Here is a 24,747-nt window from a genome sequence, read left to right on the forward strand (position 1 = left end):
CCGGAGCGGTTCAGAACACCCGCTCGCCGTCCACCATCACCTGCCGCACCACCGGCGTCGTGTCCACCATGCGGAAGCGCAGGAGGTCGGCCCGCAGCCCCGCGGCGAGCCGGCCACGATCGGCAAGCCCGGCCATCTGAGCCGGGTTGCGGGTGACGAGGGCCATGGCGTTCGGCAGCGGCAGGCCATCGGCGAGATGGAGCCGCACCGCGGCCTGGAGCAGGCTCGCCGGCACGTAGTCGGAGGCCAGGGCATCCACCAGCCCCTCCCCCGCCAGAGCGCCCATGGCGATGCCGCCGGAATGGGAGCCGCCGCGCACCACATTGGGCGCGCCGCCGATGGTGGCAAGCCCCGCCGCGCGGGCCGCGACGGCGGCCTCGCGGGTGGTGGGGAACTCGCTCACCGTGCAGCCGGCCTCCCGGGCGAGGCGCACGTGATCGTCCGTGGTGTCGTCGTGGCTGGCGCGCACCAGGCCGGTGGCCGCCAGCATCTGCGCCAGCGGCGCGAAATTGTGCTCCACGTTGGAGCGGCCGCGCGCGGTGCGCTCGGCGATCTCGCGCTCGGCCTCGCCCGCCTCCTTGCCGATGCCGAGGAGGAAGCCGCGCAGCACGTCCACGTTGCGCCACTGCCGGGCACCCGGCGTGTGGTCCATGAGGGAGGCGAAGGCGAGGGTGGACCGCGCCAGCGCCGGCTCCACCAGCGACAGCAGGTCGGGGTCGGTCATCTCGCAGCGCAGGTGGACGAGATGGTGCGCCCGGAACAGGCCGGCGCCGTCCTCCACCGCATCGAGCATCAGCTCGAACAGGTCCCGCCGCTCCGCCTTGGCCTGGTCGAAGCCGCCGGCGCAGATGGCGTCGAACACGGTGGTGATGCCGCTCGCCACCGTCTGCCCGTCATGGGCCAGCGCAGCGGCCCGCGCATCCGGCCAGAACACCTTGGGCCGCGGCACGAAATGGCCTTCCAGCGCGTCCGTGTGCAGATCCACGATGCCGGCGGCGATGAAGTCGCCGGCGCAGTCGATGGCGCTCGGCGCATGGGCGCGGCCCGCATCCACAGCGACGATGACGCCGTCGCGGATGGTGAGGGTGCCGTCGATCACCTCGTCGTCGAGGATCAGGCGGGCGTTGGTGTAGACGGTTTCCATGGGGGCTCTGTAGCGGAAAGCGGCATGCCTTGCACCGAACCGTGACGGCCCGTTGACGGCGCGGCGGTGACAGCACGCCCCCGAGGTTCAGGACGGCGGAGGGCCGGGCGGGATGACCTTGTAGAGCTGGAAGCGCTCGCCCTCGAACACCAGCTTCAGCCGATCGCTGTCCGGATTGGCCGCGCCGCGCTCGGTGAACAGCACATAGACATAGTCGAAGTGCTGCGGCCACAGGTCCCAGTAGCGCGGGCCGTCGGTGCTCGACTCTTCCTCGGTCACGAGCAGCTGCTCGATCTGGGGCGGGGAGCCGTCCTCCGTGTCCACGTGGCTGCGGTAGGGCTCATGCACGCGCAGGATCTGCTTGCCCTTCACCGCGAAGGCGGTGGTGACCAGCGACGACTTCTCGATCATGGCGAGGCAGGCGGCGTGGACCAGCCCCAGATCGCGCGGGTCGTTGCCGCCGTTGATATCGGCATAGGCCACCAGAATGCGCGAGCCGGGCCTGATCTGCTCCACCGACTGGCGGAACGCCACCGTCCACTGGGACAGGCGGTTCCACACCACCTGCACTTCGCCGACGCGCACCGCCAGCAGCAGGATGAGCACCACGGCGAAGCCGCGCCGGGCCAGGCGATGGCGCAGGTCCGCGCGCAGGGCGGCGAGCACCATGAAGGCGATGGCCACCGGCAGGCGCTGGTCCGCCATATAGCTCGCGAACACCACGCGCGGCATGGCGAGATAGACCGCTCCGGCCACCAGAAGCAGCGGCAGCAGCAGCGAATGGACCTGGAGCAGGCGATGCCGGGCCGCCCAGACGGCGGCGGCCACCACCACGGCGGTCAACAGGAATGCCACATAGTCGAAATAGACGTTCACGACCATTTCGAGGCCGTCGATCTTGCCCTGCGGCTCCCAGATGTTCTCGCTGCTGAGGCCCCAGGTGGGGCTGGCGATCAAGAGCGGGACCATGGGCAGGAAGGGCAGGCCGGCGGCCACGAAGGCGACAAGCCGCGGGCCGAGCGGGCCGCGGCCCTGGCGCAGGCGGTCGATCTCGTAGGCCAGGAGACCGACGCCATAGACCCCCGCCGCGAACAGGTGGCAGAAGAACAGCGCCACCACGAACGCGGTGGAGACGATGAAGCGCCACGGCCACGGCTTGTCGCGCAGGAACACCCAGGCCGCGAGCGCAAACAGCGCCAGCCCGATGCCGAAGTAGTAATTCATCACGCCGATGAGGAAGATGGCGTTGTAAAGCAGCGGGAAAGCCACCAGCGGCAGCGCCGACCACATGCCGAACAACGCCCGGTTGAGCGTCAGCGTCCCGCCTGCGATGAGGACGAAGCACAGGAGCGTGTAGATCTCGCCGGCGGTATAGATGTCGGTGACGCGGTCGATCACCGGCACGATCAGGTCCATCATCATGTTCGGCAGGATGGACCACTCGAGATAGTAGAAGCGCGCGATGTCGGGGTTGTGGGGCAGCTCGGCGATGACATGCATGCGCGCGAGATGGTTCACATAGTCCGACAGGGGCGGCAGGGGATGCGTCAGGATCGGCACCGCCACCAGTGCGAAACAGGCGACGAACAGCAGCGCGATCCAGCGGCCACGCAAATCATGCGGCCGACGCTCCGGCGGCGCGGCGTGGCCGTGCGCGGGAGACGAAGGCGCCGTTGGGAAAGCTGACGAAGGGGTGGTCATCTGGGCCGTGCGATCTCTGGCGAATTGGCTGGAGGGGGAGGCAGCAGCGTCCTGAAGCCGGCCCTCTCCATCCGGGACAGGAACGCCTTGTCCGGTCAGCCCGCCCTGCAGGCTGATCGGCGCGCGCGCTCGTGGATCGGAGAGTTGCGGTTCGACGGGGGCTGTTGACCTGCCGAATGTGGTGGGCCGGTGGCCGCTTCTGATCACCTTTCCGCGAGCAGCGAAAGACTGTCGCAGCGGAATGAAGCCGAAAGTGTGGACCCCTCGCCGCCCTCCGGCCATGCCCTTTCACGGCGTCGGGGAAACGGCTAGAACGGCGCCGCCCCGGCATGCAGCCGGCTCCAGGGCACGCGCCGATCAGCCTGCTTGGCAAGCGGATCGGGTCACGCGTTCTCTTTCTCAAATTTGGCGACGGATTCACCGATCATGTGGGTTCAACCTGATCGGATCCGGCTCCAGGGATCATGAGCGAGCCCGTCATGAACGAGCCCCTTTCCACACCCGTGTCGGAAGCCCAGCTGCAGGCCGAGGTTCTGGCCAAGGCGCTGCCCCACATGCAGCGCTACGACGACGCCATCGTCGTGGTGAAGTATGGCGGCCACGCCATCAGCGGCGAGGAGGGCGCGCGCACCTTCGCGCAGGACATCGTGCTCCTGGAGCAGTCGGGCGTGAACCCGGTGGTGGTGCACGGCGGCGGCCCGCAGATCGGCGCCATGCTGGCCAAGCTCGGCATCAAGTCCGAGTTCGCGGCCGGCCTGCGCATCACCGACAAGGCCACGGTGGAGATCGTGGAGATGGTGCTCGCCGGCTCCATCAACAAGCAGATCGTGGGCTTCATCAACGAGGCCGGCGGCAAGGCCATCGGCCTGTGCGGCAAGGACGGCAACATGGTCCGCGCCCGCAAGGCCAACCGGGTGATGGTCGACGGCGAGACGCCCGTGGACCTCGGCTTCGTGGGCGAGCCGGACACGGTGGACACCACCGTGCTCGACCAGATCCTCGGCCGCGAGCTGATCCCGGTGCTCGCCCCGGTGGCGGCGGCGGTGGACGGCGGCACCTATAATGTGAACGCCGACACCTTCGCCGGCGCCATCGCCGGGGCGCTCGGAGCCAAGCGCTTCCTGCTGCTCACCGACGTGCCCGGCGTGCTGGACAAGAACAAGCAGCTGCTGCCCAGGCTCACCATCGCGCAGGTGCGGGAGCTGATTGCCGACGGCACCATTTCCGGCGGCATGATCCCCAAGGTGGAAACCTGCATCTACGCCCTGGAGAAGGGCGTCGAAGGCGTCGTCATCCTCGACGGCAAAGTGCCGCACGCGGTGCTGCTGGAGCTGCTCACCGACCACGGCGCCGGCACGCTGATTACCCGCTGAAGCTGAGGTCCGCCTCCTCGGGCACGCCATCGGCGCCTCGCCCGAGGGGGCGCTGCATGAGCACCGTGTCGATCCACCGGCCGAACTTCAGGCCGGTGGCCGGCAGGATGCCGATGTCGGCGAAGCCGCAGGCGCGGTGCAGGCCGATGGAGCCTTCGTTGGCGCTGTCGCCGATCACCGCCACCATCTGGCGGAAGCCGGCCGCCGCGCATGCCGCGATCAGCGCTTCCAGCAGCGCGCGGCCGATCCCGCGCCCCTGCGCCGCCGGCGCCACATAGATGGAATTTTCCACCGTGTGGCGATAGGCGATCCGCGGGCGGAAGGCGCTGGCATAGGCATAGCCCAGCACCACCCCGCCCTCTTCCATGACCAGATAGGGAAAGCCGGCCTCCACCAGGGCCGCGTGGCGGCGCGTCATCTCGGCGACGCCGGGCGCCGTCAGCTCGAACGAGGCGGTGCCGGTGCGCACGGCGTCGTCATAGATGGCGGCGATGGCGGGAATGTCGTCGGAGGTGGCGGGACGGAGGGTCATGCTGGCGTTTTACGGCGGGATCATCCCCCTGAAAAGGGCCTGCCGCAGACCGAACGGCACGCAATTCCGGGGAGCGCGCCGCACGGCGCCGCATCGGCCATGGCCCCATGATATATGATGGGACGAGATCCTTTCGGAAGCGTTGGATGCCATGGCCGAGTTGCGGCAGATCGAGACGGAAAATCTTTCGGCCCGCGTCTACGGCCGCATCCGCCGGGCGCTGATCGACGGGCAGTTCGAGCCCGGCGAGCGGCTGCGCATCTCCGCGTTGGCGGCCGATCTCGGCACCTCCATCACTCCGGTGCGTGAGGCCATCTTCCGCCTCGTGAGCGAGCAGGCGCTGGAGATGAAGGCCGCCACCGCCATCCATGTGCCGCTGTTGGACAGTGCGCGGCTGAAGGAAATCCAGCTCATCCGCATGGAGCTGGAGGGCGCCGCCGCCGCCCGCGCGGCACAGCGCATCACCGACAAGCAGATCCGCCGGCTGGAGCTGATCCAGAACGAGTTCATCGAGGCCGCCGCCGCGAATCCGAAGAAGGCGAGCCTGAAGAACCGCGACTTCCATTTCTCACTGATCGAGATCGCGGATCTGCCGCTGCTCGAAACCATCGTGGAGAATATGTGGACGCTGATGGGGCCGCTGCTCAGCGTGTTCCACGCCACCCTGCCCGCGCGCCAGATCGCCGCCGAGGCCCACCCCCATTCCGACGTGCTGGCGGCGCTCAAGGCGCGCGATCCCGAACGGGCGCAGGGCGCCATCCAGCGGGACATCGCCTGGGGCCTCGTCATGGCCGACTGGCTGGACGAACAGGCCAAGGTCCCGTCCGGCAAGCGCAAGCTCGCCTCGCTCGACGCGGAGTGAGCCGAGCGTCCCTCACGCGACCCCGTATCGCCCTCAGGCCCGCGCGACACTGCCCGGTGCCACCTCGAAACGCTCGGCGCTGTCCAGCGTTGCGAAGGCGGTGGGGTCGGCGCCCGTCATCCACGCCTGCGCGCCCAGGCGGGCCAGCGCATCGAACAGGCCGGTGCGGCGCGCGGCGTCGAGATAGGCCACCACGTCGTCCAGCAGCAGGATAGGCGAGAAGCCCTGCATGGAGGCCACCAGCCGCGCATGGGACAGGGTGAGGCCGATGAGCAGGGATTTCTGCTCGCCGGTGGAGCAGCGCGCGGCAGGCAATTGCTTCTCGCCATGGCTCACCGACAGGTCGGTGAGGTGCGGCCCCTCCAGGGTGCGGCCCGCCGCCCGGTCGCGCGGGCGATTGTCGCGCAAGAGGGCGCGGTAGCGGTCCTCCACCTCCAGCGCCGGATAATGGGCGATCAGCCGCTCCACCGCCCCGTCCAGGGCCAGTTCGGCGAAGGGGAAAAGGGAGGCGTCGTCGCGGTGGGCGGCGATCTCGGCGGCAAGGCGCGCCACCGTTTCCAGCCGCGCCGCCGCCACCGCCACCGCCAGTTCCGCCACCTCATGCTCCACCGCATCGAGGAAGCGCGCCGAGCCGTTCTCCTCCAGCAGCCGGTTGCGCGAGCGCAACGCCCGCTCCAGGCCGTTGACCCGGGTGCCGTGGGCGCCATCCACCGCCAGCACCAGGCGGTCGAGATAGCGCCGCCGGTCGCCGGGGGGGCCGAGGAAGAGGCCGTCCATCTCCGGCGTGAGCCAGAGTACTTTCAGATGGTCGAGGAACGCATTCGCGGACGGCACCGGCTCGCCGTCGATGCGGCAGCGCCGCACCCCGCCTTCCTGCGCCGGATCATGGCCGGTGCCGAGCCGGACCTCGCCCAAGGCGCCGTCCACGAGAACCGAGACCGCCCACGGCGCCTCGCCGGCGGCACCCGGCGCCAGATGCCCCACATCGCCGAGCTGGGCGCGCCGCAGCCCCCGGCCGGGGGAGAGGAAGGACAGCGCCTCCAGAATATTGGTCTTGCCCGCCCCGTTCGGCCCGGTGAGCACCACCGGTCCGTCCTGAACCCTCATCTGCGCCGACGGATAGGACCGGAAGGCGGTGAGGGTGAGCTTGCGGATGGCGGCGTGGGGCATGAACCTTTCGGCCGGTCTTCCGTCGCATGCGGCCGGTTCCGCAGGAGCGCAGTACAGCTTGGCGTCGGCCGGCGGTCTCACACCCGGCGCCTCACACCCGCCGTCCTCACACCCGCATGGGCATGAGCACGTAGAGCGCATCCGTCCGGGTGGAATCGCGCACCAGCGTCGGCGAGCCGGGATCGGCCAGCTTCAGCTCGGCCGTGTCGCCTTCCAGCTGCGAGGTGATGTCCAGCAGGTAGCGGGAATTGAAGCCGATATCGAGGGGCTCGGCGGTGTAGTCCACCTCCAGCTCCTCGGTGGCGCTGCCCGAATCGGGATTGGTGACGGAGAGCGTCATCTTGCCCTCGGCCAGCGACAGCTTCACCGCCCGTCCGCGCTCGCTGGACACGGTGGAGACGCGATCCACCGCGGCCGCGAATTCGTCCTTGTCCACGATCAGGGTCTTGTCGTTGCCCTGGGGAATCACCCGCCCATAGTCCGGGAAGGTGCCGTCGATGAGCTTGGAGGTGAGCACGATGGCCCCCACCTGCACCCTGATCTTGGTGGTGGAGAGCGAGATGGTGGCCTCCGCCTCCTTGTCCTCCAGCAGCTTCTGGATCTCGGCCACGGTCTTGCGCGGCACGATGACGCCGGGCAGGCCAGCCGCGCCCGCCGGCGCCTCCAGCTCGGCCTGGGCGAGGCGGTGGCCGTCGGTGGCGACCGCCCGCAGCATGGACTTGCCGCCAGCGCCCTCGGTGACGTGGAGATAGATGCCGTTCAGGTAATAGCGCGTCTCCTCGGTGGAGATGGCGAACTGGGTCTTGTCCACCAGGCGCCGGAAGTCCGCGCCCTTCACCTTGAAGGTATGGGAAAACTCACCCGCCGCGAGGTCCGGGAAATCGGCCTCGGGCAGGGTCTGGAGCGAGAACCGGGCGCGGGACGCCTTGACGGTGAGGGTGCCGCGCTCGCCGCCGGCCTCCAGCTGCACCTGCGCGCCCTCGGGCAATTTGCGCACGATGTCGTAGAGCACATGGGCGGGCACGGTGGTGGCCCCCGCCTGGCCGGTTTCGGCGGGAACGCTCTCCACCACCTCCAGGTCGAGGTCGGTGGCTTTCAGCTCCAGCCCGTCCTTGCCGGCCTTGATCAGCACGTTGGCGAGAATCGGAATGGTGTTGCGCCGCTCGACGACGCGGTGGACGTGGCTGAGCGATTTGAGAAGCTCGGCGCGCTCGACGGTGACCTTCATGGTCCTGGCCCGTTCACTCTTCGCTCTGGAGCCGGCCTGCCACGGGCGCCTAACGTCCCGCCGGTGGGTCCGCCTCGTCGTTCGGGGACGACGCCCGCTCCGCCCTTCCCCGCTGTCACGGGCAAGGTGGATCGTGCGCCAAGTGGCGATTGCGCGGAACGCAAGGAGCGTCGCGCTGGCACCCGCCGGGAGGACGGGCGCCGGGCCGCAGACATTGCCGTCCAAGGCGCGCCAAGGCAAGGGCGGCTGGCTTATTTTTACCGTATGGCGCCGCGCGCACCCCCGCGATCCACTGCGGCCCGCACGCTGCGCCGGTGAAACGGCCTTGAAAACTGCTTCCGTGCGTCCGCGCCCGCCGGGGCTATGAACGGAAAACGGCGCCGCAAGGCGCCGGATTCGGTGGTCAAGGTGGGGCGCCACGGGCCCGATGGGTCGAGGACGACCCGCTCAGGCTTCCAGGGCGAGGCGCTTCAGCACCTCGATTTCCTCGGCCAGCGCCCGGTCGGCGTTGACGAGGCCGTCGATCTTGCGCACCGCATGCAGCACGGTGGTGTGGTCGCGACCGCCGAATCGCCTGCCGATTTCCGGCAGCGAGCGCAAGGTGAGGGTCTTGGCCAGATACATGGCGATCTGGCGCGGCTTCACCACGGTGGCGGTGCGGCGCTGGGACAGCAGGTCGGCGCGCGACACGTTATAATGCTTGGCCACCACGCGCAGGATATCGTCCACCCGCACCCGCTTGGGATCGGTGGGGCGGATGAGGTCCTTGACCGCGTTTTCCGCCATCTCCAGCGTCACCGGCTCGCCGGTGAGCTGATTGAAGGCCAGCAGCTTGTTCAACGCGCCGTCGAGGTCGCGCCCGCTCTGGCCGACGCTGCGGGCCAGGAACTCCAGCACCGGCGCCGGCACGGCGAAGCCCGGGTGCTGCTCGGTCAGGGTCTGGTAGCGCGTCTTCAGGATTTCGAGGCGCAGGTCCTCCTCCAGCGCGGCCAGTTCCACCACCAGCCCGCCGGCGAGGCGCGAGCGCACCCGCTCGTCGAGGTGTTCAAGCTCGCCGGGCAGGCAGTCCGCCGCCACCACCACCTGCCGCCCGCCGTCGAGCAGGGCGTTGAGGGTATGGCAGAATTCCTGCTGCAGATTGTTGCCCTTCAGGAACTGCAGGTCGTCGATGACCAGCGTGTCGATGGTGCGCAGGGCATCCTTGAAGGCGATGGCCGAATGGGTCTTCAGCGCGGCGACGAAGCCGTACATGAAGCGCTCGGCGGTGAGGTAGGTGGTGCGCCGGCCGCCCACCGCACCGGCCCGGGCGATGGCCTGCAACAGGTGCGTCTTGCCCAGGCCCACCGCCGCATGGAGATAGAGCGGATTGAACACCGGGGCCGAACCGCTGGCGCTGTCGGCCACCTGCTTGGCGGCGGCGAAGGCCAGGGAATTGGACTTGCCCACCACGAAGCTCTCGAAGGTGAGGCGCGCATCCAGCGGCGAGCCGGAGGCCACGTCCCCCGCCGCCGCGTCGGACAGGGCGGACGACGCGGCCCGGGACTCGAAGCCGCGCTGCTCGGCACCACGTCCATCCGGGCCGCGTCCATCCGGGCCACGGACATCGGCGGATCGGGAATCGGCGGGCCGGGTAGACTGCGGACGGGACTCAGGGGAGCGCGCATCGGTGCGCTCGGTCACCACTTCGCGCACCGTGGTCGCCTTCAGCGCCACCGGACGGGCAAAGGCATTGCGCACGGCGAGATCCACGCGCCGCTTGGCGCCGCTTTCCTCGGCCCAGATGTCCGCGATGCGGGGCAGATAATTTTCCTGGATCCACGACTTGAGGAAGCGCGTGGGCACGGAGAGCTGAATCACGTCGGCGGTCAGCGCGTCGAGGTCCATGCGGGCGAACCAACTGGTGAACTTTTCCTCGCCGATCTCTTCACGCAGGCGCTGACGGACGCGCTCCCAGGGGGTCGGCGCGGTCGGCGCGCATTCCATTCCGGCGGTCTCCGCAAGGACTGGCTGAAACGTAGTCGATCCGGCACGACGCGCGTCCGGAGCATGAGGTTTGAGCATGGAGCTCCGACCGCGTTGAACGCGGTTCCCTGGTTGGTGACGCAAAAGCCGTCCGCGCCCTTTCGGGCTGCGCGCACTTTTGCAAAATGAGAGCGGTGTTTTCAGGTGCGTCCCGAGGACGCCGTCACGGCATCAGCGCAAATTCATGCGCGATCCTTACCGCAAGAAGGGGGCGAGGCACAGACGAGTTCAAGGCCAGGACTCCCGACAATCGGAACGCAACGCAAAGAGGCCGGAAGGTGAGCTTGATGTGCCGCCGCATCCGCTGCCGCTTGTGTGCCAGAAGTCATAGCCGCCCCATTTCCGCCGACGAAGTCATCGGCAGCCGTTGGAATTAATCAGATTTTTGCTTGTTCTAAAACGTGCTCAGAGCTGGGATCAGACAATCGCTCTCAGCATGGCTCAACAGGACAAAGGCTAAACGCATTCGCGGCACAGCAACCAAAGGGAGGGCGGTGAACGAATACAGGCACAGCCATCCCCTCCTCATGCACGAAGAGCCGCGAAAACTTCATTCTGTCGGTGAACCCCAGTGTCGCTCCCGGAGTGAGATTGAACATACACAGCCCCTTTGGGGGGTGCAACGCCTTTCCCCTCCCCCATGGGATAGCGGGCACAAGCCGGAGCCCCGCCAACCCGCACCCACCCTCGATATCAGCCGGCAAACCTCTGTCGCGACAGTGAGATTCCGGGCGGCGGCGGCCGAAGCCGGACGCGAAATATCGCCGCGCAACGAGGTGTTTTCTTACCCCTGAAATGGGTCCGGTTTGGCCTCTTCCGGCCTTTAGCCGTTAAGTCTTTCACCCGGATGTTGTTTTTCTGATCGGTCCGCAGGTGGCTCCAAGTCCCTTCCACAACCGGTCGGAACGCAGGACTTGACGGTCGCAGAGAATCGGACTTATCGCCGCCTCAAGGTGAAGAGCCCGCTACCGGTCGCTTTCTGATTGCGCCAAGCAAAAAGGCCCGGCAGTGCCGGGCCTTTACATTAAGACAGCAACCTTGATTGATCTAACTCAAGCGCCGAGCTGCTTCACACGGGCCGCAAGGCGCGAAACCTTGCGGGAAGCCGTGTTCTTGTGCAGCACGCCCTTGGTGACGGCGCGCATGATCTCGGGCTCGGCTGCCTTGAACGCCTGGGTGGCGGCGGTGGCATCGCCGGCCGTGAGCGCATCCTCGAGCTTGCGCAGGAAGGTGCGCACGCGGGAGCGGCGAGACCGGTTCACTTCGGTGCGGCGCTCGATCTTGCGCACCGCTTTCTTGGCGGAAGGCGTATTGGCCATCGGCCATCCTTGCTGGTTCGCGCCCGGCTTCGCGGCCCCTATGGCCCCTCCGCGTCGCGCATGAATGGGTGAACAAGCCGGCGGCATGACCGCCAGCGAAGTGCCGGGCTTATAGTGTCGCAGCGCGCCCGCGTCAACTCTCCCGTGCGCGCACCGCAGCGGGAGGGTGGCATCGGAGCGCCTTTACGGAGGGGTCCCGCATCGCGTATGTGCTCGTCGCACACTATATAGGGGCGTGCTGGCGCCGCGGAAGCGTCCCGGCAGATCCAACACCACAGGGGCCGGCGCGAGGCCGGCGAGCGGGGGTTCGGCATGAGCGATGTGACGGTGACCGATCGTCCTGTAAGCGACAGCCTTGTGACCGTGTTCGGCGGCTCGGGCTTCCTCGGGCGGCATGTGGTGCGGGCGCTCGCCATGCGCGGCTATCGCGTGCGCGTGGCGGTGCGGCGGCCGGAGCTGGCGGGCTTCCTCCAGCCCCTCGGCTTCGTCGGCCAGATCCAGGTCAGCCAGGCCAACGTGCGCTATCCCGAGAGCGTCGCCCGCGCGGTGGATGGCGCCGAGGCGGTGGTGAACCTTGTCGGCGTGCTCGCCCAGTCGGGCCGCCAGAGCTTCGATGCGGTCCATGCCTTCGGGGCCCGCGCCATCGCCCAGGCCGCGGCCCGGGAAGACGCGCCGCTGGTGCACGTCTCCGCCATCGGCGCCGATGCCAACTCCCCCTCCGGCTACGGCCGCAGCAAGGCCGAGGGCGAGGCCGCCGTGCGGGCCGCGGCGGCCGACGCCATCATTTTCCGTCCCTCCCTGCTGTTCGGGCCGGAGGACGACTTCTTCAACCGCTTCGCCGCCATGGCGCGCCTCTCCCCGGTGCTGCCGCTGATCGGCGGCGGGGTGACCCGCTTCCAGCCCGTGTTCGTGGGCGACGTGGCCGCCGCCATCCTCAAGGCGGTGGACGGCAAGGCCAAGGCCGGCACCACCTACGAGCTGGGGGGGCCGGAGGTGCGCACCTTCCGCGAGCTGATGGAACTGATGCTGCACGAGGTCTGCCACAAGCGCCTGCTGGTGGACCTGCCGTTCGGCGTCGCCAACCTGATGGCGCGACTCACCCAATGGGCGCCGGGCGCGCCGCTCACCACCGACCAGGTGGCCATGCTGCGCACGGACAATGTGGTCTCGGACGCCGCCAAGGCCGAAGGGCGCACCTTCGCCGGCCTCGACATCACCCCCACCGCCCTCGCGACGGTGCTGCCCACCTATCTCTGGCGCTTCCGCAAGGCCGGCCAGTTCACCCACGTGGAGACGTGATCACCATGCGCCCGAGCCGGGATCCGGGCCAGAATCCGGGCCAGGACTTCAGGCGGCGCGCGCAAGGCTGAGACGATGGCAAGCGACCTAAGGCGCCTCGACGTGAAGATCTGCGGCATCAGGACCGCGGACGCGCTGGACGCGGCGCTCGCGGCGGGCGCCGATCTGGTGGGCTTCGTCCATTTTCCCAAGAGCCCGCGCCACCTCTCCCTCGCCGAGGCGCCCGGCCTCACGGCGCGGGTCGAGGGTCGGGCGCGCAAGGTGGCGCTGCTGGTGGACCCGGACGACACCCTGCTGGCGCAGGTGGTGGCCGCCTTCTCCCCCGATCTCCTCCAGTTGCATGGCCAGGAGACGCCGGAGCGCATCGCCGCCATCCGCGCGCGCTTCGGCCTTCCGGTCATGAAGGCCCTTCCGGTGGGCCGGCGGGAGGATCTCGCCATGCTGCCTGCGTTCGCCGAGGTGGCCGACATGATCCTGTTCGACGCCAAGCCCGATCCCGGCGCGCTCCTGCCCGGCGGCAACGGACGCCCGTTCGACTGGCGCCTCGTCGCCGGCCTTGACGTCGGGCGCCCGCTCATGCTTTCCGGTGGCCTCACTGCCGACAATGTGTCGCAGGCCCTTGCCGAGGTCCGGATGGACGGGGTGGACGTATCGTCTGGCGTGGAAGATGCGCCGGGGGTGAAATCACCGGACAAGATCCGCGCCTTCGTCGCCGCCGTCCGCCGCGCCGAAGCCGGCGTGCCCGACCAACCGCCCCAAGCCAAGCCGACCCGCGCGGAACCGGCACGGGGGCCTGAAGATCTCTCATCGAAAGTGCGTGCGTCGTGACCGCTCTCAATTCCTATCGCACCGGCCCCGATTTCCGGGGTCACTTCGGCATCCATGGCGGGCGCTTCGTCGCCGAGACCCTGATGCCGCTGATCCTGGAGCTGGAGCAGGCCTACGAGGCGGCGAAGGCGGACCCCGCCTATCACGCGGAGATGGCCGGCTACCTCACCCATTATGTGGGCCGCCCCTCGCCGCTCTATTATGCCGAACGCCTCACCGAGCACCTGCGCGGGGTTTCCGCGGCCGCCGGCGGCGACGGCGGCGCCAAGATTTACCTGAAGCGCGAGGAGCTGAACCACACCGGCTCCCACAAGGTGAACAATGTGCTCGGCCAGATCCTGCTCGCCCGCCGCATGGGCAAGGAGCGGATCATCGCCGAGACCGGCGCCGGCCAGCATGGCGTCGCCACCGCCACCCTGTGCGCGCGCTTCGGGCTGAAGTGCGTGGTCTACATGGGCGCGGTGGACGTGGAGCGCCAAGCCCCCAACGTGTTCCGCATGAAGATGCTGGGCGCCGAGGTGGTGCCCGTGCAGTCCGGCTCGCGCACCCTGAAGGACGCCATGAACGAGGCGCTGCGCGACTGGGTCACCAACGTGCACGACACTTTCTACTGCATCGGCACGGTGGCGGGGCCGCACCCCTACCCGGCCATGGTGCGCGATTTCCAGTCCATCATCGGCCGCGAGACCCGCGCGCAGATGCAGGAGATGGAAGGCCGCCTGCCGGACAGCCTGGTCGCCTGCGTGGGCGGCGGCTCCAACGCCATGGGCCTGTTCCATCCCTTCCTCGACGATCCCACCGTGGAGATCTTCGGGGTGGAGGCGGCGGGCCGCGGCCTCGACACCCATGAGCATGCCGCCTCCATCGCCGGCGGACGGCCGGGGGTGCTGCACGGCAACCGCACCTACCTGCTCATGGACGACGACGGCCAGATCCAGGAGGCCCATTCCATCTCGGCCGGCCTCGATTATCCGGGCATCGGGCCGGAGCATTCCTGGCTCAACGACGTGGGCCGGGCCACCTACCTGTCCTGCACCGATCAGGAGGCGATCGACGCCTTCCAGCTGCTCACCCGGCTCGAAGGCATCATTCCGGCGCTGGAGACCGCCCATGCCATCGCCAAGGTGGTCGAGCTCGCGCCCAAGCTTCCCAAGGAACACCTGATGGTGGTCAACCTCTCCGGCCGCGGGGACAAGGACGTGCCCCAGGTGGCGGACATTCTCGGCACCAGCCTGGGGGCGTAGCCATGAAGCCTTTTTCCGCCGTTCTTGCCTTCAGTATTGCCGCCTGCGTGGGGGCCGGCGTTACCGGCCTGGCCGCTCCGGCCCTGGCCCAAACCGCCGCGCTCCAGCTCACCACCGGCAAGGTCATCACCGACCCGGCGGGGGCCTTCATCTCGGTCTCGGTGAAGAACGGCACCACCGCGCCTATCTCGGAGGCCTACGTCGCCTGCGAATTCTTCGCCGGCAACCGCGCGCTGGGCAAGTCGTCCACCACCCTGTTCTCCATCGTGCCCGGGGTGACGGGAAGCGACCAAGTGCGCCTGCTCGGCGGCACGTCGGCAAACCGCGCCACCTGCACCATCACCGGCCACAAATAAGACCCTCGGCCTCGGTCGTCGACCGATGCCGAGGGGGACCAATTGGGTACCCAAGTGGGTACTCAATTGGGTACGCTCAAGCGCCGCGCGGGCTTGAGCCGTGTCCCAAGAGCCAGGCTCATGGAAGAGCCAAGCTCATGGGCCACGGGTATAAGGTGCGCGTTCCCAGGGGCCTCTCTCCCGCGCCCCGTCCGTTCTTTCCATCCAGGCAGGCCCATGACCACGCAGGCGACCACCCGCATCTCCACCCGTTTCGCCGCGCTGAAAGAGGAAGGCCGCCCCGGCCTCGTCACCTTCGTCACGGCCGGCGATCCGGACGGGGAGACCTCGCTTGCCATCCTCAAGGCGCTGCCCGGCGCGGGGGCGGATGTGATCGAGCTGGGCGTGCCCTTCACCGATCCCATGGCCGACGGCCCGGCCATCCAGGCGGCGGGCCTGCGCGCGCTCAAGGGCGGGCAGACCCTGGCCAAGACCATCGAGATGGTCCGCGTCTTCCGCACCGAGGACACCACCACGCCGGTGGTGCTCATGGGCTATTTCAATCCCATCTACGTCTATGGCGTGGAACGCTTCCTTGCCGACGCCAAGGCGGCGGGGGTGGACGGCCTCATCGTGGTGGATCTGCCGCCGGAGGAAGACGACGAACTGTGCCTGCCGGCGCTCGCGGCGGGGCTCGACTTCATCCGCCTCGCCACCCCCACCACCGACGACAAGCGCCTGCCGACGGTGCTCGAGCATACGGCGGGCTTCGTCTATTACGTCTCCATCACCGGCATCACCGGCGCGGCGACACCGGACGCGGACCTGGTGGCCGCCGCCGTCGCCCGCATCAAGACCCACACCGACCTGCCGGTGGCGGTGGGCTTCGGCGTGCGGACGCCGGAGCAGGCCAAGGCCATCGCCGCCGGCGCCGATGCGGTGGTGGTGGGTTCCGCCCTCGTGGAGGTGGTGCGCCGCACCCTCGACCAGGAGGGCAACGCAACCGCCAACACGCTGGCCGGCGTCGAGGCGCTGGTGAGCGAATTGGCCGAGGCGGTGCGCGCCATCAAGCGCTGAAGTGCCGGCGCCCCCGAAGAGGGGCGATGGAGGCACCTGGCAAGGAGGCGCCTGGCAAGGAGGCCCTTGGCAAGAAGGCACTTGGCAAGGAGGCACCTTGATGGACGAATGTGCGGCCCGGCTTCGTCCTGCCGCACTTTCGCCGCGTCGCGCTTGCCATTACATGGGAGCATATTGGTGTGCGCCGCAGCGCGGCTGTCCGCCCGCCTTCCGGAGATCGCCCGTGAACTGGATTTCCAACGTCGTCCGCCCGAAGATCCGTGATTTCCTGGCGCGCCGCGAGGTTCCCGAGAATCTCTGGGTGAAGTGCCCCGAAACCGGGCAGATGGTGTTCCACAAGGACCTGGAGGCTAACCTCTACGTCATCCCCGCATCCGGCTACCATATGCGCATGGATGCGGTGAAGCGGCTGAAGAACACCTTCGACGACGGCGCCTATGAAGAAGTGGCGCTGCCGGAGGTGGCCACCGACCCGCTGAAGTTCCGCGACGAACGCCGCTACATCGACCGCCTCAAGGATGCCCGCACCAAGACCGGCTACCAGGATGCCGTGAAGGTGGCGACCGGCATGCTCACCGAGCTGCCGGTGACCATCGCCGTGCAGGATTTCGGCTTCATGGGCGGCTCGCTCGGCATGGCCGCCGGCGAGGCGGTGGTGAAGGGGCTCCAGACCGCCGCCGAGAAGGGCACGCCCTTCATCATGTTCGCGGCCTCAGGCGGCGCGCGCATGCAGGAGGGCATCCTGTCCCTCATGCAGATGCCGCGCACCACCGCCGCCATCCAGGAACTGCGCGAGACCAAGAAGCCCTATATCGTGGTGCTCACCAACCCCACCACCGGCGGGGTCACCGCCTCCTACGCCATGCTGGGCGACATCCAGATCGCCGAGCCGGGCGCCCTCATCGGCTTCGCCGGCCCGCGGGTGATCGAGCAGACCATCCGCGAGAAGCTGCCGGACGGCTTCCAGCGCGCCGAATACCTGCACGAGCACGGCATGCTCGACATGGTGGTGCATCGCCACCAGATGCGCGACACGCTGGGCCGCCTGTGCCGCATGCTCATGAAGGCGCCGGCCCTGCCGCCCAAGGGTCGCCTGCCCCGCCCCGAAGCGGCCTGACAAGGACGCGTCAGCGGGCGCCAGCACTTTGCTGCAGCGCGCCCGCGCGAGAATGAACATGGCCCAGCCCCGTCCCTTGCCCCGCCCCATCCCCCGTCCCGTGCCCGCCCGCGCCACCGGCGAGATCCTCTCGCGCCTCGCCGCGCTCCATCCCAAGAAAATAGATCTGTCCCTCGCGCGGATGGGGCGGCTGCTGGATGCCCTCGGCAATCCGGAGCGGCGGGTTCCATCCACGATCCATGTGGCCGGCACCAACGGCAAGGGCTCCACCATCGCCTTCATGCGCGCCATGCTGGAGGCGGCGGGCCAGCGGGTACACGTCTATACCTCGCCCCATCTGGTGCACTTCAACGAGCGCATCCGCCTCGGCGCGCCTGGGGGCGGCGTGCTGGTGTCCGACGCGGCCCTCGCCGAGGCCCTCGACCGGACCGAGACCGCCAATGGCGGCCATCCCATCACCCTGTTCGAGATCACCACGGCGGCGGCATTCCTGCTGTTCGCCGAGCATCCGGCCGACGTGCTGCTGCTGGAGGTGGGCCTCGGCGGCCGGCTCGACGCCACCAATCTGGTGGCCGAGCCGCTGGCGAGCGTGATCACCCCCGTCTCCATCGATCATGTGGATTACCTCGGCACCTCGGTGGAGGCCATCGCCGGCGAGAAGGCGGGCATCATCAAGCCGCGCCGGCCCGTGGTGGTGGGCTCACAGGTGCCGGAGGCCCTCGCCGTCATCGAGCGGGCGGCGGCGAAGAAGCTCGCCCCCCTGTTCGTGCGCGGCCAGCAGTGGAACGTCAGCGAGGAAGCCGGCCGGCTCGTCTATGCCGACGAGGACGGCCTGCTCGACCTGCCGCGCCCGCGCCTGGTGGGGCCGCACCAGATCGACAATGCCGGCCTTGCGGTGGCCGCGCTGCGCGCGGTGAAGCTGCCGGCGGCCCATGAGGCCGGCATCCTCCAGGCCGACTGGCCGGCGCGGCTCCAGCGCCTGCCCTCGGGCCCGCTGGTGGCGCGGGCGCCGGCCGGCGTGGAGGTGTGGCTCGACGGCGGGCACAATGCCGCCGGCGGCGCCGCCCTCGCCCACGCCTTGTGCGAGCTGGAGGAGCGCTATTCGCGCCCCCTCGTGCTCATCCTCGGCATGCTGGGCACCAAGGACGTCACCGGCTTCCTCGCCCCGTTCGCAGGCCTGGTGCGGGAGGCCATCGCCGTGCCCGTGCCCGGCGAGCATGCCGGCCTCAAGCCCGAGGACGTGGCTGCCGCCGCCATGGGCCTCGGCATGTCGGCGCGGGTCGCCCGCGACGTGGGCAGCGCCCTCGACAGCATCACCCGCACCTCGCAGGTGCCGCCGCCGCGGGTGCTGATCTCCGGCTCGCTCTACCTCGCCGGGGCGGTGCTCGCCGCCAACGGCGCCGAGCCGACCTGATCCCACCTCAAGCGAACGCGATCCTGCTGGAGCCTGGCCGACGGCAACGGGGACGCGCCGGGCGCCTCATACCATCGGCCTTTTGTCTTCGACCGATGCCGAGTGGGTGACGCTCAAGCGCCGCGCGGGCTTGGCACACGGGCCATTCGTATTACTCCCGACGGATGGGCGACGGCCGGCCCCTATCTCGCCGCGCCCGTGGATTGGAGCACCGCCTCGCTCGGCCAGCAATCCACCTTCAGTCCGGCTGATTTCTGGTAGGCCCCGAGCGCCGCGCGGGTCAGCATGCCCGCCTTGCCGTCGATCTTGTCGGTGTAGAGGCCGAGGCCCGCCAGATGCTTCTGCATCGCCTCCACCGATTTCGTGCGCAGCTGCGTCGAGGCGGTCCATGGTGTCGCAAAGCGCTGCGGGTTCACCATGCGGTCGGAGAGATGGCCGACGAACAGCACATAGAGGTCAGAGAAATTGTACTGCTTGATCACGAAGTAATTCTTCGTGGTGAGGAAGGACGGGCCATAATTGCCTTCGGGCTGCAGCAGCGATGCCGGCTGCGCCTGCTCGGCGGCTGAGAGCCTTTGCACCGGCGCAAAGCCGGCGCGCTGCCATTCGCCGATCGGCCTTTGCACTTCGGGCACGCCGAGGGTGCAGTCGGCATTCGCCGGTGCGCGGACCTCGTAGGCCCAGCGCACGCCGGGCTGCCAGCCCTTGTCGGCGAGCTGCTTGGCGGCGGAGGCCAGCGCATCCGGCACCGAATGCCAGATATCAACGCGGCCATCGCCGTCGAGATCAACGCCGTGCTTATAGTATTCGGACGGCAGGAACTGGGTCAGGCCGGTGGCGCCGGCCCACGACGAACGAAAGTCCTTGCGCGTTACCACCCCGTCATCAAGGATCTTCAGCGCGAAGATGAACTCGTCGCGATACTGCTCCTTGCGGCGGCCCACATAGGCCTGGGTCGCCACCACGCGCAGCGTGTCATGGGGGGAGGTGTAGCGGCCGTAATCGGTCTCGCGGCCCCACAGCGCGAGCACCATCGGTGCCGGCACGCCGAACCGGCTTTCGATGTGGTCGAGCGCAGCCCGATGCTTCTGCATCAGCCGCTGGCCCTCGGCGGCGAGCCGCGCGATGGTGGATTCTTTCACATAGTTGGCCGGCACCTGCACGAACTCCGCCTGCGCGGACGCACCGGTCGCAGGCCGTCCCGACAGGACGAGATCCGGCAGCTTGTAATCCGGCTCAAGGCCCCGCGTCTCCCGCTCGAACGTCTCGCGCGAGACGCCGGCCGCCTGCGCCTGCGGCCAGAGCGAGGCGAGGAACTGTGTGAAGGCGGCATCCGCCGCGCGGGCGGGAGCGTGCCATGCCAGCGCGGCAAGCAGCAGTGCGAGGATGAGGGTGCGGCAACCTGATCGCAATGAAACGCTCACGCTCCAATTTCGAAATTGTGCACGGATAACGCTAGCACGGACCGGCCCAGCCGTGAACGCAGTGTACCGAGGGCCGGCGAGGTCCTGGCCTTTGAGCGCGATGTGCGGATCGCACTGCTCGCCCGCGGCCAGGTTGCTGTCCAACTATGGACCGCAACCTGGCCGCCCGCACGCAGATACGCTCAAAGGCTCGAGGGCGGCCCCGCACCACCCGGCTGGCAGAGCTGTTGGCTCAGGCGCCCGTGGCTGCCGCCACGTCCACCTCCTTGAACACCTCCTGGGCGATGCGGGAGGTCTCCAGCGCCACCGGCACGCCGCAATAGATGGCCATCTGGAGCACCACCTCACGGATCTCGTCCCGGGTGACGCCGTTGGTCAGCGCGCCGCGCACATGCAGCTTCAGCTCGTGGGGGCGGTTCAGCGCCGAGAGCATGACGATGTTGAGCAGACTGCGCGTCTTGCGCTCCAGCCCTGGCCGGCCCCAGATGGCGCCCCAGCAATATTCTGTAACGAGCTCCTGCAGCGGGCGGGCGAACTCGTCCACATTGGCCATGGAGCGCTCCACATGGGCGGCGCCCAGCACCGCCTTGCGGATTTCCATTCCCTGTTCGAGCAGGCTCTGCGGCTCGGTCTGACTGGTCATGATCGTGTCCTTGAAATGTTTCGGGAAGAAATGCGGCCTGCTTTACTTCGGCCGGCCGACGATGAGCCGCTTCTCAATCATCGTCACAGCGAGATCGAGCACCAGGGCGAAGACGGTGAGCACGATGATGCCCGCGAATACGGCATTGACATCGAACGTCGCCTCCGCCTGCAGGATCAGGTAGCCGACGCCGCGGGCGGAGCCGAGATATTCGCCCACCACCGCACCCACGAAGGCCATGCCTACGGACATGTGGAGGCTGGAGAACACCCAGCTCAGGGCCGAGGGGATGTAGACCGTGGTGAGCAACTGCCTGCGGTTCGCCCCCAGCATCTTCGCATTGGCGAGGATGATCGGGTTCACCTCCCGCACGCCCTGGAAGACATTGAAGAACACCACGAAGAACACCAGCGTGACGCCCAGCGCCACCTTGGAGCTCACGCCGAGGCCGAACCAGACGATGAAGATGGGGCCGAGGATGACCCGCGGCATCGCGTTCAGCGCCTTGATATAGGGATCGAACAGCGCCGCAGTGATGGGCGAGAGGCCGAGCCACAGGCCCACGGCGATGCCCGAGAGCACGCCGAGCAGGAAGGCCAGCAGCGTCTCGATGAGGGTGGTGGCCAGATGGACGAAGATCTCGCCGGTGACGAACCAGGTGACGATCTGGTGGAACACCAGCACCGGATCGCCGAAGAAGAAGGCCGGCAGGACCTTGCTGCGCACGAGGCCGTACCAGGCGACGATCAGGGCGGCAAACAACGCCGCCTGGAGCGCCGTCATGACGAGCGGGCCGGGCATGGCCCGGCGGCGGGGGCGCCGCTGCGGGCGGGGCTTGAGGCCGGATTGGGGGCGGGTTTCGCCGATCATTGCGTCAGTCCGCAAGTTTGCGCTGATTTCGCTCATAGGCTTTCAGGACCTCTTCTTTCATGGCGTCCCAGATGAGGTGATAGAGTTCGACGAAGCGCGGCGTCATGCGGATCTCGGCCACGTCGCGCGGGCGCGGCAGGTCGATCTTGAATTCCGCGAGGGGCCGCGTGGACGGGCCGGCGGACAGGATGATCACCCGGTCGGAGAGCGAGATCGCCTCCTCCAGATCATGGGTGATGAAAAGCACCGACTTGCGATAGGTGGTCCACAGCTGGAGCAGCTCGTTCTCCATCAGCACCCGCGTCTGCACGTCGAGGGCGCTGAACGGCTCGTCCATGAGCACGATCTTCGGATCGCGGATCAGCGTCTGGGCCAGCGCCACGCGCTTGCGCATGCCGCCGGACAGCTCGTGCGGGAAGCGTTCCCCGTGGCCGGTGAGGCCGACGCGCGCGAGCCATTCGGTTCCGAGCCGCTCGGCCTCCGCACGGGCGACGCCGCCATATTCGAGGCCGGTGACGACATTGCTCAGCGCCGTGCGCCAGGGCATCAGCGCATCGGCCTGGAACAGGTAGCCGGCATCCTTGTTGATGCCCTCCAGCGAGCGGCCGTAGACGCAGATGTCGCCCTCGGTGGGCTCCAGCAGGCCGGCGGCGACATTCAGCAAGGTGGACTTGCCGCAGCCCGTGGGGCCGACGATGGAGACGAACTCCCCGTCGCCCACATACAGGCTGGCATCGTTCACCGCCGTATAGGCGCCGAAGCGGATGGTCACATGGTCGAACAGGAGGGCCGGCGCCGGTCCGGCGAGGGGGGCGGCGCCTAAGCCCGCCGCCTGGATGGCGGCCGGAAATGCGCCGGGTGGTCCGCCTTGGGTCGCAGAGGGGGTCATGGGAGGTCTCCGGTTTGCTCATGCCGGGCGAAGCGGGATCGGCCGTCGCAAGCGACGGCCGATCGGTGCGGCGCCGCTGCGGTCAGGGCTTCTTCGCGGTGCCGTACTTCTGGAGCGCGCGCTCGACCAGCCCGTTGTCATAGGTGCGGGGAATGTCGAGCCCGGCCGATTTCAGGGAAGGGTCCATCACCGTGATGGTCGCGAGCACGTTCTCCGCCGCCTGCGGCGTGACGATGCCGTCCCACTGGAAGGCGGAGAGGTTCTGCGCCAGGGACTTGCGGTAGAGTGCCTCGTCGCCCTTGTAGTAATCGGCGGGAATAGAGGCGATGATGTCGTCGATGCTGGCGGTCTTCAGCCACTGCATGGCGCGCACCAAGGCATTGGCGACGGCCTGCGACGTATTCGGATTGGCCTTGATGAAGTCGGTTCGGGCATAGAGACAGTCGGCGAGATAGGGCCCGCCAAAGGCGATCTTGGAACCTTCCGCGTTCCGGCTGTCCACCAGCACCACCACCTCCTTGCCATCGGTCAGGGAGGTGATGGCGGGATCAAGATTGACGATGGCGTCAAGCTCGGTGCCGGTGCGAATGGCGGCGACCGCGCTCGCACCGGTGCCGATGGAGATGTAGCTCGCGTCCTTCCAGTTCACCCCCGCGCGCTGCAGCAGCTGGGCGACGAAATTATGGGTGGAGGCGCCGGGGGCGGAGATGCCGATCTTCTTGCCCTTCAGATCCGCGACGTCCTTGATGCTGCCGGCCTTGGTGGCGCGCACCGCGAGGACGTTGCCGGGATAGCGGCCGAACACGGTGATGCAGGTGAGGTCCTGCCCCTTCGCCTGCAGGCGAAGCATGTGCTCGAAGGCGCCCTCGCCGATGTCTGCCCCGCCAGCGACAACCGCCTGAAGCGCGGCGGTGCCCGAGTTGAACGCGGTGGACTCGACGGTGAGACCTTCCGCCTCAAAGTATTTCTTATTGAGCGCCACGAAATAGGCGATCTTGTTCATTTGGCTGATGGAGCCGCCCACGGCGATGGAGATCTTCGGCTTCTCCAGAGGCGCGGCCTGCGCCTGGGACAGGCACACGAGGCCGAAGAGGCCCGCGGTGAGCATGCGTGAGACAAGGGACATCAATTCCTCCGTTGGTGCGACTCTGTTGGTCTGGTCGCTTGGGGGACCGCCTGGCAGGGCGGCTCTTGGTTTTCATATTATTGTACGACAATATGTGAACTCGCGACGATGTCAACCGCTTCCACACGCGCGTCCTCGCCCTGCCCGGAAGAGAAATAATATACTACTTGTCGTTACTTAGAATACCATCCAGCACCGCGCGGGCGACCCTGATGTCGACCCCGGCGCGCTGTTCCTGCACGAGCATGGCGACCCGTGAGTCCCGCTGCCCCCATCCCCGGTTGCGGGCTTCCGTCATGTCGGCGAGGGTCATCTGGGTGAAGCGGGCGGGCACGCCGTTCTCGCGGGCGAGATCGGCCGCCAGCGATACGTCCTTGAAGGCGAGGTCGAGGGCGAAGGACGGCACGTCGAACGCCCCCGGCAGGAACTGGTCGGCGAGGCGGTCCACCACATTCTGCCGACCGAGGGAGCCTTGCCGGATCGCCGCGAACAAGGTGGCCGGATCCACCCCCGCCTTGACGCCGATGGAGAAGACTTCCGCCAGCACCATCTGGATGCCGTAGTTGGCGCAATTGTGCACCAGCTTGGCGGTGGTGGCCGCGCCCAGCGCGCCGAGGTGCATCACCTGGTCCCCCAGGATATCGAGCAGCGGGCGCGACGCCGCGAAGGCATCGTCCGGCCCGCTCACCCAGATGGCGAGGCGGCGGGTGCGCGCGCCCTTGGGGCCGCCGCTCACCGGCGCGTCCAGAAGGTCCACGCCCGCCGTTGCAAGCGAGGCGCCGATGCTGCGCACCGCGCTCGGGGCGCTGGTGGTCATGTCGATGAGGGTGGAGCCGGGGGCGAAGCCCTCCGAGAGCCCGCCGGCGCCGAACACCACCTCTTCCACCTCCGCCGGTCCCGGCAGCATGGTGAAGACGGTGCGGGCCTCGGCTGCCAGCGCCCGGGGCGTCGCCGCCCAGGTGGCGCCCAGCGCCTCGAAGGGGGCCGCTGCCTCCCGCCGTCGCGTGTGGATCACCAAAGGGTGCCCCGCCTCCAGGAGCCGGGTCGCGAGCGGCGCGCCCATGGCGCCGAGGCCGATGAAACCGATGGCCATGGTCCCCTCCTGTTCGAGGCGCACGGGCGCCGGGCTG

The 24,747-nt window shown here is 68.4% G+C and carries 22 protein-coding genes; 9 read left to right on the plus strand and 13 right to left on the minus strand.

The genetic code is table 11. The features are described 5' to 3' along the window. Positions 1-10: 10 nt before the first annotated feature. Together V5F48_RS16170 and V5F48_RS16175 are read right to left on the minus strand one after the other, a co-directional pair. Positions 11-1,144, minus strand: a complete 1,134-nt coding sequence (locus tag V5F48_RS16170; protein ID WP_394259533.1) for an alpha-D-ribose 1-methylphosphonate 5-triphosphate diphosphatase — start codon at positions 1,142-1,144, stop codon at positions 11-13. A gap of 87 nt (positions 1,145-1,231) precedes the next feature. Next, complete coding sequence (locus V5F48_RS16175; protein ID WP_394259534.1) at positions 1,232-2,758, minus strand: hypothetical protein; 1,527 nt, start codon at positions 2,756-2,758, stop codon at positions 1,232-1,234. A 566-nt stretch (positions 2,759-3,324) separates the two neighbouring features. Here V5F48_RS16175 and argB point away from each other — a divergent pair. Then, positions 3,325-4,218, plus strand: a complete 894-nt coding sequence (gene argB / locus V5F48_RS16180) for an acetylglutamate kinase (protein WP_394109966.1) — start codon at positions 3,325-3,327, stop codon at positions 4,216-4,218. Here the strand turns inward: argB and V5F48_RS16185 are convergent. Further along, positions 4,208-4,750: a GNAT family N-acetyltransferase gene (locus tag V5F48_RS16185; protein ID WP_394259535.1), complete on the minus strand. Its 543-nt coding sequence runs from the start codon at positions 4,748-4,750 to the stop codon at positions 4,208-4,210. The two genes, argB and V5F48_RS16185, sit on opposite strands and share 11 nt — an antisense overlap. Before the next feature lie 151 nt (positions 4,751-4,901). Between V5F48_RS16185 and V5F48_RS16190 the strand changes: the two genes are divergently transcribed. Beyond that, positions 4,902-5,612, plus strand: coding sequence for a GntR family transcriptional regulator (locus V5F48_RS16190; RefSeq protein WP_394259536.1), 711 nt, complete (start codon positions 4,902-4,904; stop codon positions 5,610-5,612). Between the two features lie 33 nt (positions 5,613-5,645). Here V5F48_RS16190 and recF read toward each other — a convergent pair whose 3' ends face one another. The 4 genes from recF to rpsT form a co-directional block, all read right to left on the minus strand. Further along, the gene (gene recF / locus V5F48_RS16195) at positions 5,646-6,782 is read right to left on the minus strand and encodes a DNA replication/repair protein RecF (RefSeq protein WP_394259537.1); all 1,137 of its coding nucleotides are present in this window, start codon (positions 6,780-6,782) and stop codon (positions 5,646-5,648) included. A 106-nt stretch (positions 6,783-6,888) separates the two neighbouring features. Further along, positions 6,889-8,010, minus strand: coding sequence for a DNA polymerase III subunit beta (gene dnaN, locus V5F48_RS16200; RefSeq protein WP_394109970.1), 1,122 nt, complete (start codon positions 8,008-8,010; stop codon positions 6,889-6,891). Positions 8,011-8,457: 447 nt separating this feature from the next. Beyond that, complete coding sequence (gene dnaA / locus V5F48_RS16205) at positions 8,458-9,993, minus strand: chromosomal replication initiator protein DnaA (RefSeq protein WP_394259538.1); 1,536 nt, start codon at positions 9,991-9,993, stop codon at positions 8,458-8,460. Positions 9,994-11,084: 1,091 nt separating this feature from the next. Continuing rightward, positions 11,085-11,351: a 30S ribosomal protein S20 gene (rpsT, locus tag V5F48_RS16210; RefSeq protein ID WP_394109972.1), complete on the minus strand. Its 267-nt coding sequence runs from the start codon at positions 11,349-11,351 to the stop codon at positions 11,085-11,087. A 312-nt stretch (positions 11,352-11,663) separates the two neighbouring features. Here rpsT and V5F48_RS16215 point away from each other — a divergent pair, with 312 nt between their 5' ends. From V5F48_RS16215 to V5F48_RS16245, 7 genes are all read left to right on the plus strand, one after another. After that, positions 11,664-12,650, plus strand: a complete 987-nt coding sequence (locus V5F48_RS16215; protein WP_394109973.1) for a complex I NDUFA9 subunit family protein — start codon at positions 11,664-11,666, stop codon at positions 12,648-12,650. Positions 12,651-12,725: 75 nt separating this feature from the next. After that, positions 12,726-13,478: a phosphoribosylanthranilate isomerase gene (locus V5F48_RS16220; RefSeq protein WP_394259539.1), complete on the plus strand. Its 753-nt coding sequence runs from the start codon at positions 12,726-12,728 to the stop codon at positions 13,476-13,478. Continuing rightward, positions 13,475-14,722 (plus strand): tryptophan synthase subunit beta, encoded by a 1,248-nt coding sequence (gene trpB / locus V5F48_RS16225; protein ID WP_394259540.1) that lies wholly within the window; start codon positions 13,475-13,477, stop codon positions 14,720-14,722. The genes V5F48_RS16220 and trpB overlap by 4 nt, the downstream gene beginning before the upstream one ends. Positions 14,723-14,724: 2 nt before the next feature. Further along, positions 14,725-15,078, plus strand: coding sequence for a hypothetical protein (locus V5F48_RS16230; protein WP_394259541.1), 354 nt, complete (start codon positions 14,725-14,727; stop codon positions 15,076-15,078). A 216-nt stretch (positions 15,079-15,294) separates the two neighbouring features. Beyond that, positions 15,295-16,134, plus strand: coding sequence for a tryptophan synthase subunit alpha (gene trpA, locus V5F48_RS16235; RefSeq protein WP_394109977.1), 840 nt, complete (start codon positions 15,295-15,297; stop codon positions 16,132-16,134). A gap of 223 nt (positions 16,135-16,357) precedes the next feature. Continuing rightward, complete coding sequence (gene accD / locus V5F48_RS16240) at positions 16,358-17,251, plus strand: acetyl-CoA carboxylase, carboxyltransferase subunit beta (RefSeq protein WP_394259542.1); 894 nt, start codon at positions 16,358-16,360, stop codon at positions 17,249-17,251. 52 nt (positions 17,252-17,303) lie between these two features. Then, positions 17,304-18,665, plus strand: a complete 1,362-nt coding sequence (locus V5F48_RS16245; RefSeq protein ID WP_394259543.1) for a bifunctional folylpolyglutamate synthase/dihydrofolate synthase — start codon at positions 17,304-17,306, stop codon at positions 18,663-18,665. Between the two features lie 182 nt (positions 18,666-18,847). Here V5F48_RS16245 and V5F48_RS16250 read toward each other — a convergent pair whose 3' ends face one another. From V5F48_RS16250 to V5F48_RS16275, 6 genes are all read right to left on the minus strand, one after another. Beyond that, positions 18,848-20,077: a lytic murein transglycosylase gene (locus V5F48_RS16250; protein WP_394259590.1), complete on the minus strand. Its 1,230-nt coding sequence runs from the start codon at positions 20,075-20,077 to the stop codon at positions 18,848-18,850. 244 nt (positions 20,078-20,321) lie between these two features. Beyond that, a complete protein-coding gene (locus V5F48_RS16255) occupies positions 20,322-20,732 on the minus strand; it encodes a carboxymuconolactone decarboxylase family protein (protein ID WP_394109980.1) in 411 nt (136 codons plus the stop codon). Between the two features lie 42 nt (positions 20,733-20,774). Further along, positions 20,775-21,533, minus strand: coding sequence for an ABC transporter permease (locus tag V5F48_RS16260; protein WP_394110034.1), 759 nt, complete (start codon positions 21,531-21,533; stop codon positions 20,775-20,777). 73 nt (positions 21,534-21,606) lie between these two features. Continuing rightward, positions 21,607-22,491: an ABC transporter ATP-binding protein gene (locus tag V5F48_RS16265; protein WP_394259544.1), complete on the minus strand. Its 885-nt coding sequence runs from the start codon at positions 22,489-22,491 to the stop codon at positions 21,607-21,609. An 82-nt stretch (positions 22,492-22,573) separates the two neighbouring features. Beyond that, positions 22,574-23,617: an ABC transporter substrate-binding protein gene (locus tag V5F48_RS16270; protein ID WP_394259545.1), complete on the minus strand. Its 1,044-nt coding sequence runs from the start codon at positions 23,615-23,617 to the stop codon at positions 22,574-22,576. 163 nt (positions 23,618-23,780) lie between these two features. Further along, entirely contained in the window at positions 23,781-24,710 is a 930-nt protein-coding gene (locus tag V5F48_RS16275; RefSeq protein WP_394259546.1) for an NAD(P)-dependent oxidoreductase, read from the minus strand. Positions 24,711-24,747: the final 37 nt, after the last annotated feature.

This window comes from Xanthobacter autotrophicus ATCC 700552, assembly GCF_043194565.1.
In the GTDB taxonomy this organism is placed as follows: domain Bacteria; phylum Pseudomonadota; class Alphaproteobacteria; order Rhizobiales; family Xanthobacteraceae; genus Xanthobacter; species Xanthobacter autotrophicus_F.

Coding starts and splice junctions, on each gene's coding strand:
- V5F48_RS16170 (WP_394259533.1), bottom strand. CDS start 1,144: ATGGAAACCGTCTACACCAACGCCCGCCTGATCCTCGACGACGAGGTG.
- argB (WP_394109966.1), top strand. CDS start 3,325: ATGAACGAGCCCCTTTCCACACCCGTGTCGGAAGCCCAGCTGCAGGCC.
- V5F48_RS16185 (WP_394259535.1), bottom strand. CDS start 4,750: ATGACCCTCCGTCCCGCCACCTCCGACGACATTCCCGCCATCGCCGCC.
- V5F48_RS16190 (WP_394259536.1), top strand. CDS start 4,902: ATGGCCGAGTTGCGGCAGATCGAGACGGAAAATCTTTCGGCCCGCGTC.
- recF (WP_394259537.1), bottom strand. CDS start 6,782: ATGCCCCACGCCGCCATCCGCAAGCTCACCCTCACCGCCTTCCGGTCC.
- dnaN (WP_394109970.1), bottom strand. CDS start 8,010: ATGAAGGTCACCGTCGAGCGCGCCGAGCTTCTCAAATCGCTCAGCCAC.
- dnaA (WP_394259538.1), bottom strand. CDS start 9,993: ATGGAATGCGCGCCGACCGCGCCGACCCCCTGGGAGCGCGTCCGTCAG.
- rpsT (WP_394109972.1), bottom strand. CDS start 11,351: ATGGCCAATACGCCTTCCGCCAAGAAAGCGGTGCGCAAGATCGAGCGC.
- V5F48_RS16215 (WP_394109973.1), top strand. CDS start 11,664: ATGAGCGATGTGACGGTGACCGATCGTCCTGTAAGCGACAGCCTTGTG.
- V5F48_RS16220 (WP_394259539.1), top strand. CDS start 12,726: ATGGCAAGCGACCTAAGGCGCCTCGACGTGAAGATCTGCGGCATCAGG.
- V5F48_RS16230 (WP_394259541.1), top strand. CDS start 14,725: ATGAAGCCTTTTTCCGCCGTTCTTGCCTTCAGTATTGCCGCCTGCGTG.
- trpA (WP_394109977.1), top strand. CDS start 15,295: ATGACCACGCAGGCGACCACCCGCATCTCCACCCGTTTCGCCGCGCTG.
- V5F48_RS16245 (WP_394259543.1), top strand. CDS start 17,304: ATGAACATGGCCCAGCCCCGTCCCTTGCCCCGCCCCATCCCCCGTCCC.
- V5F48_RS16255 (WP_394109980.1), bottom strand. CDS start 20,732: ATGACCAGTCAGACCGAGCCGCAGAGCCTGCTCGAACAGGGAATGGAA.
- V5F48_RS16260 (WP_394110034.1), bottom strand. CDS start 21,533: ATGCCCGGCCCGCTCGTCATGACGGCGCTCCAGGCGGCGTTGTTTGCC.
- V5F48_RS16265 (WP_394259544.1), bottom strand. CDS start 22,491: ATGACCCCCTCTGCGACCCAAGGCGGACCACCCGGCGCATTTCCGGCC.
- V5F48_RS16270 (WP_394259545.1), bottom strand. CDS start 23,617: ATGTCCCTTGTCTCACGCATGCTCACCGCGGGCCTCTTCGGCCTCGTG.
- V5F48_RS16275 (WP_394259546.1), bottom strand. CDS start 24,710: ATGGCCATCGGTTTCATCGGCCTCGGCGCCATGGGCGCGCCGCTCGCG.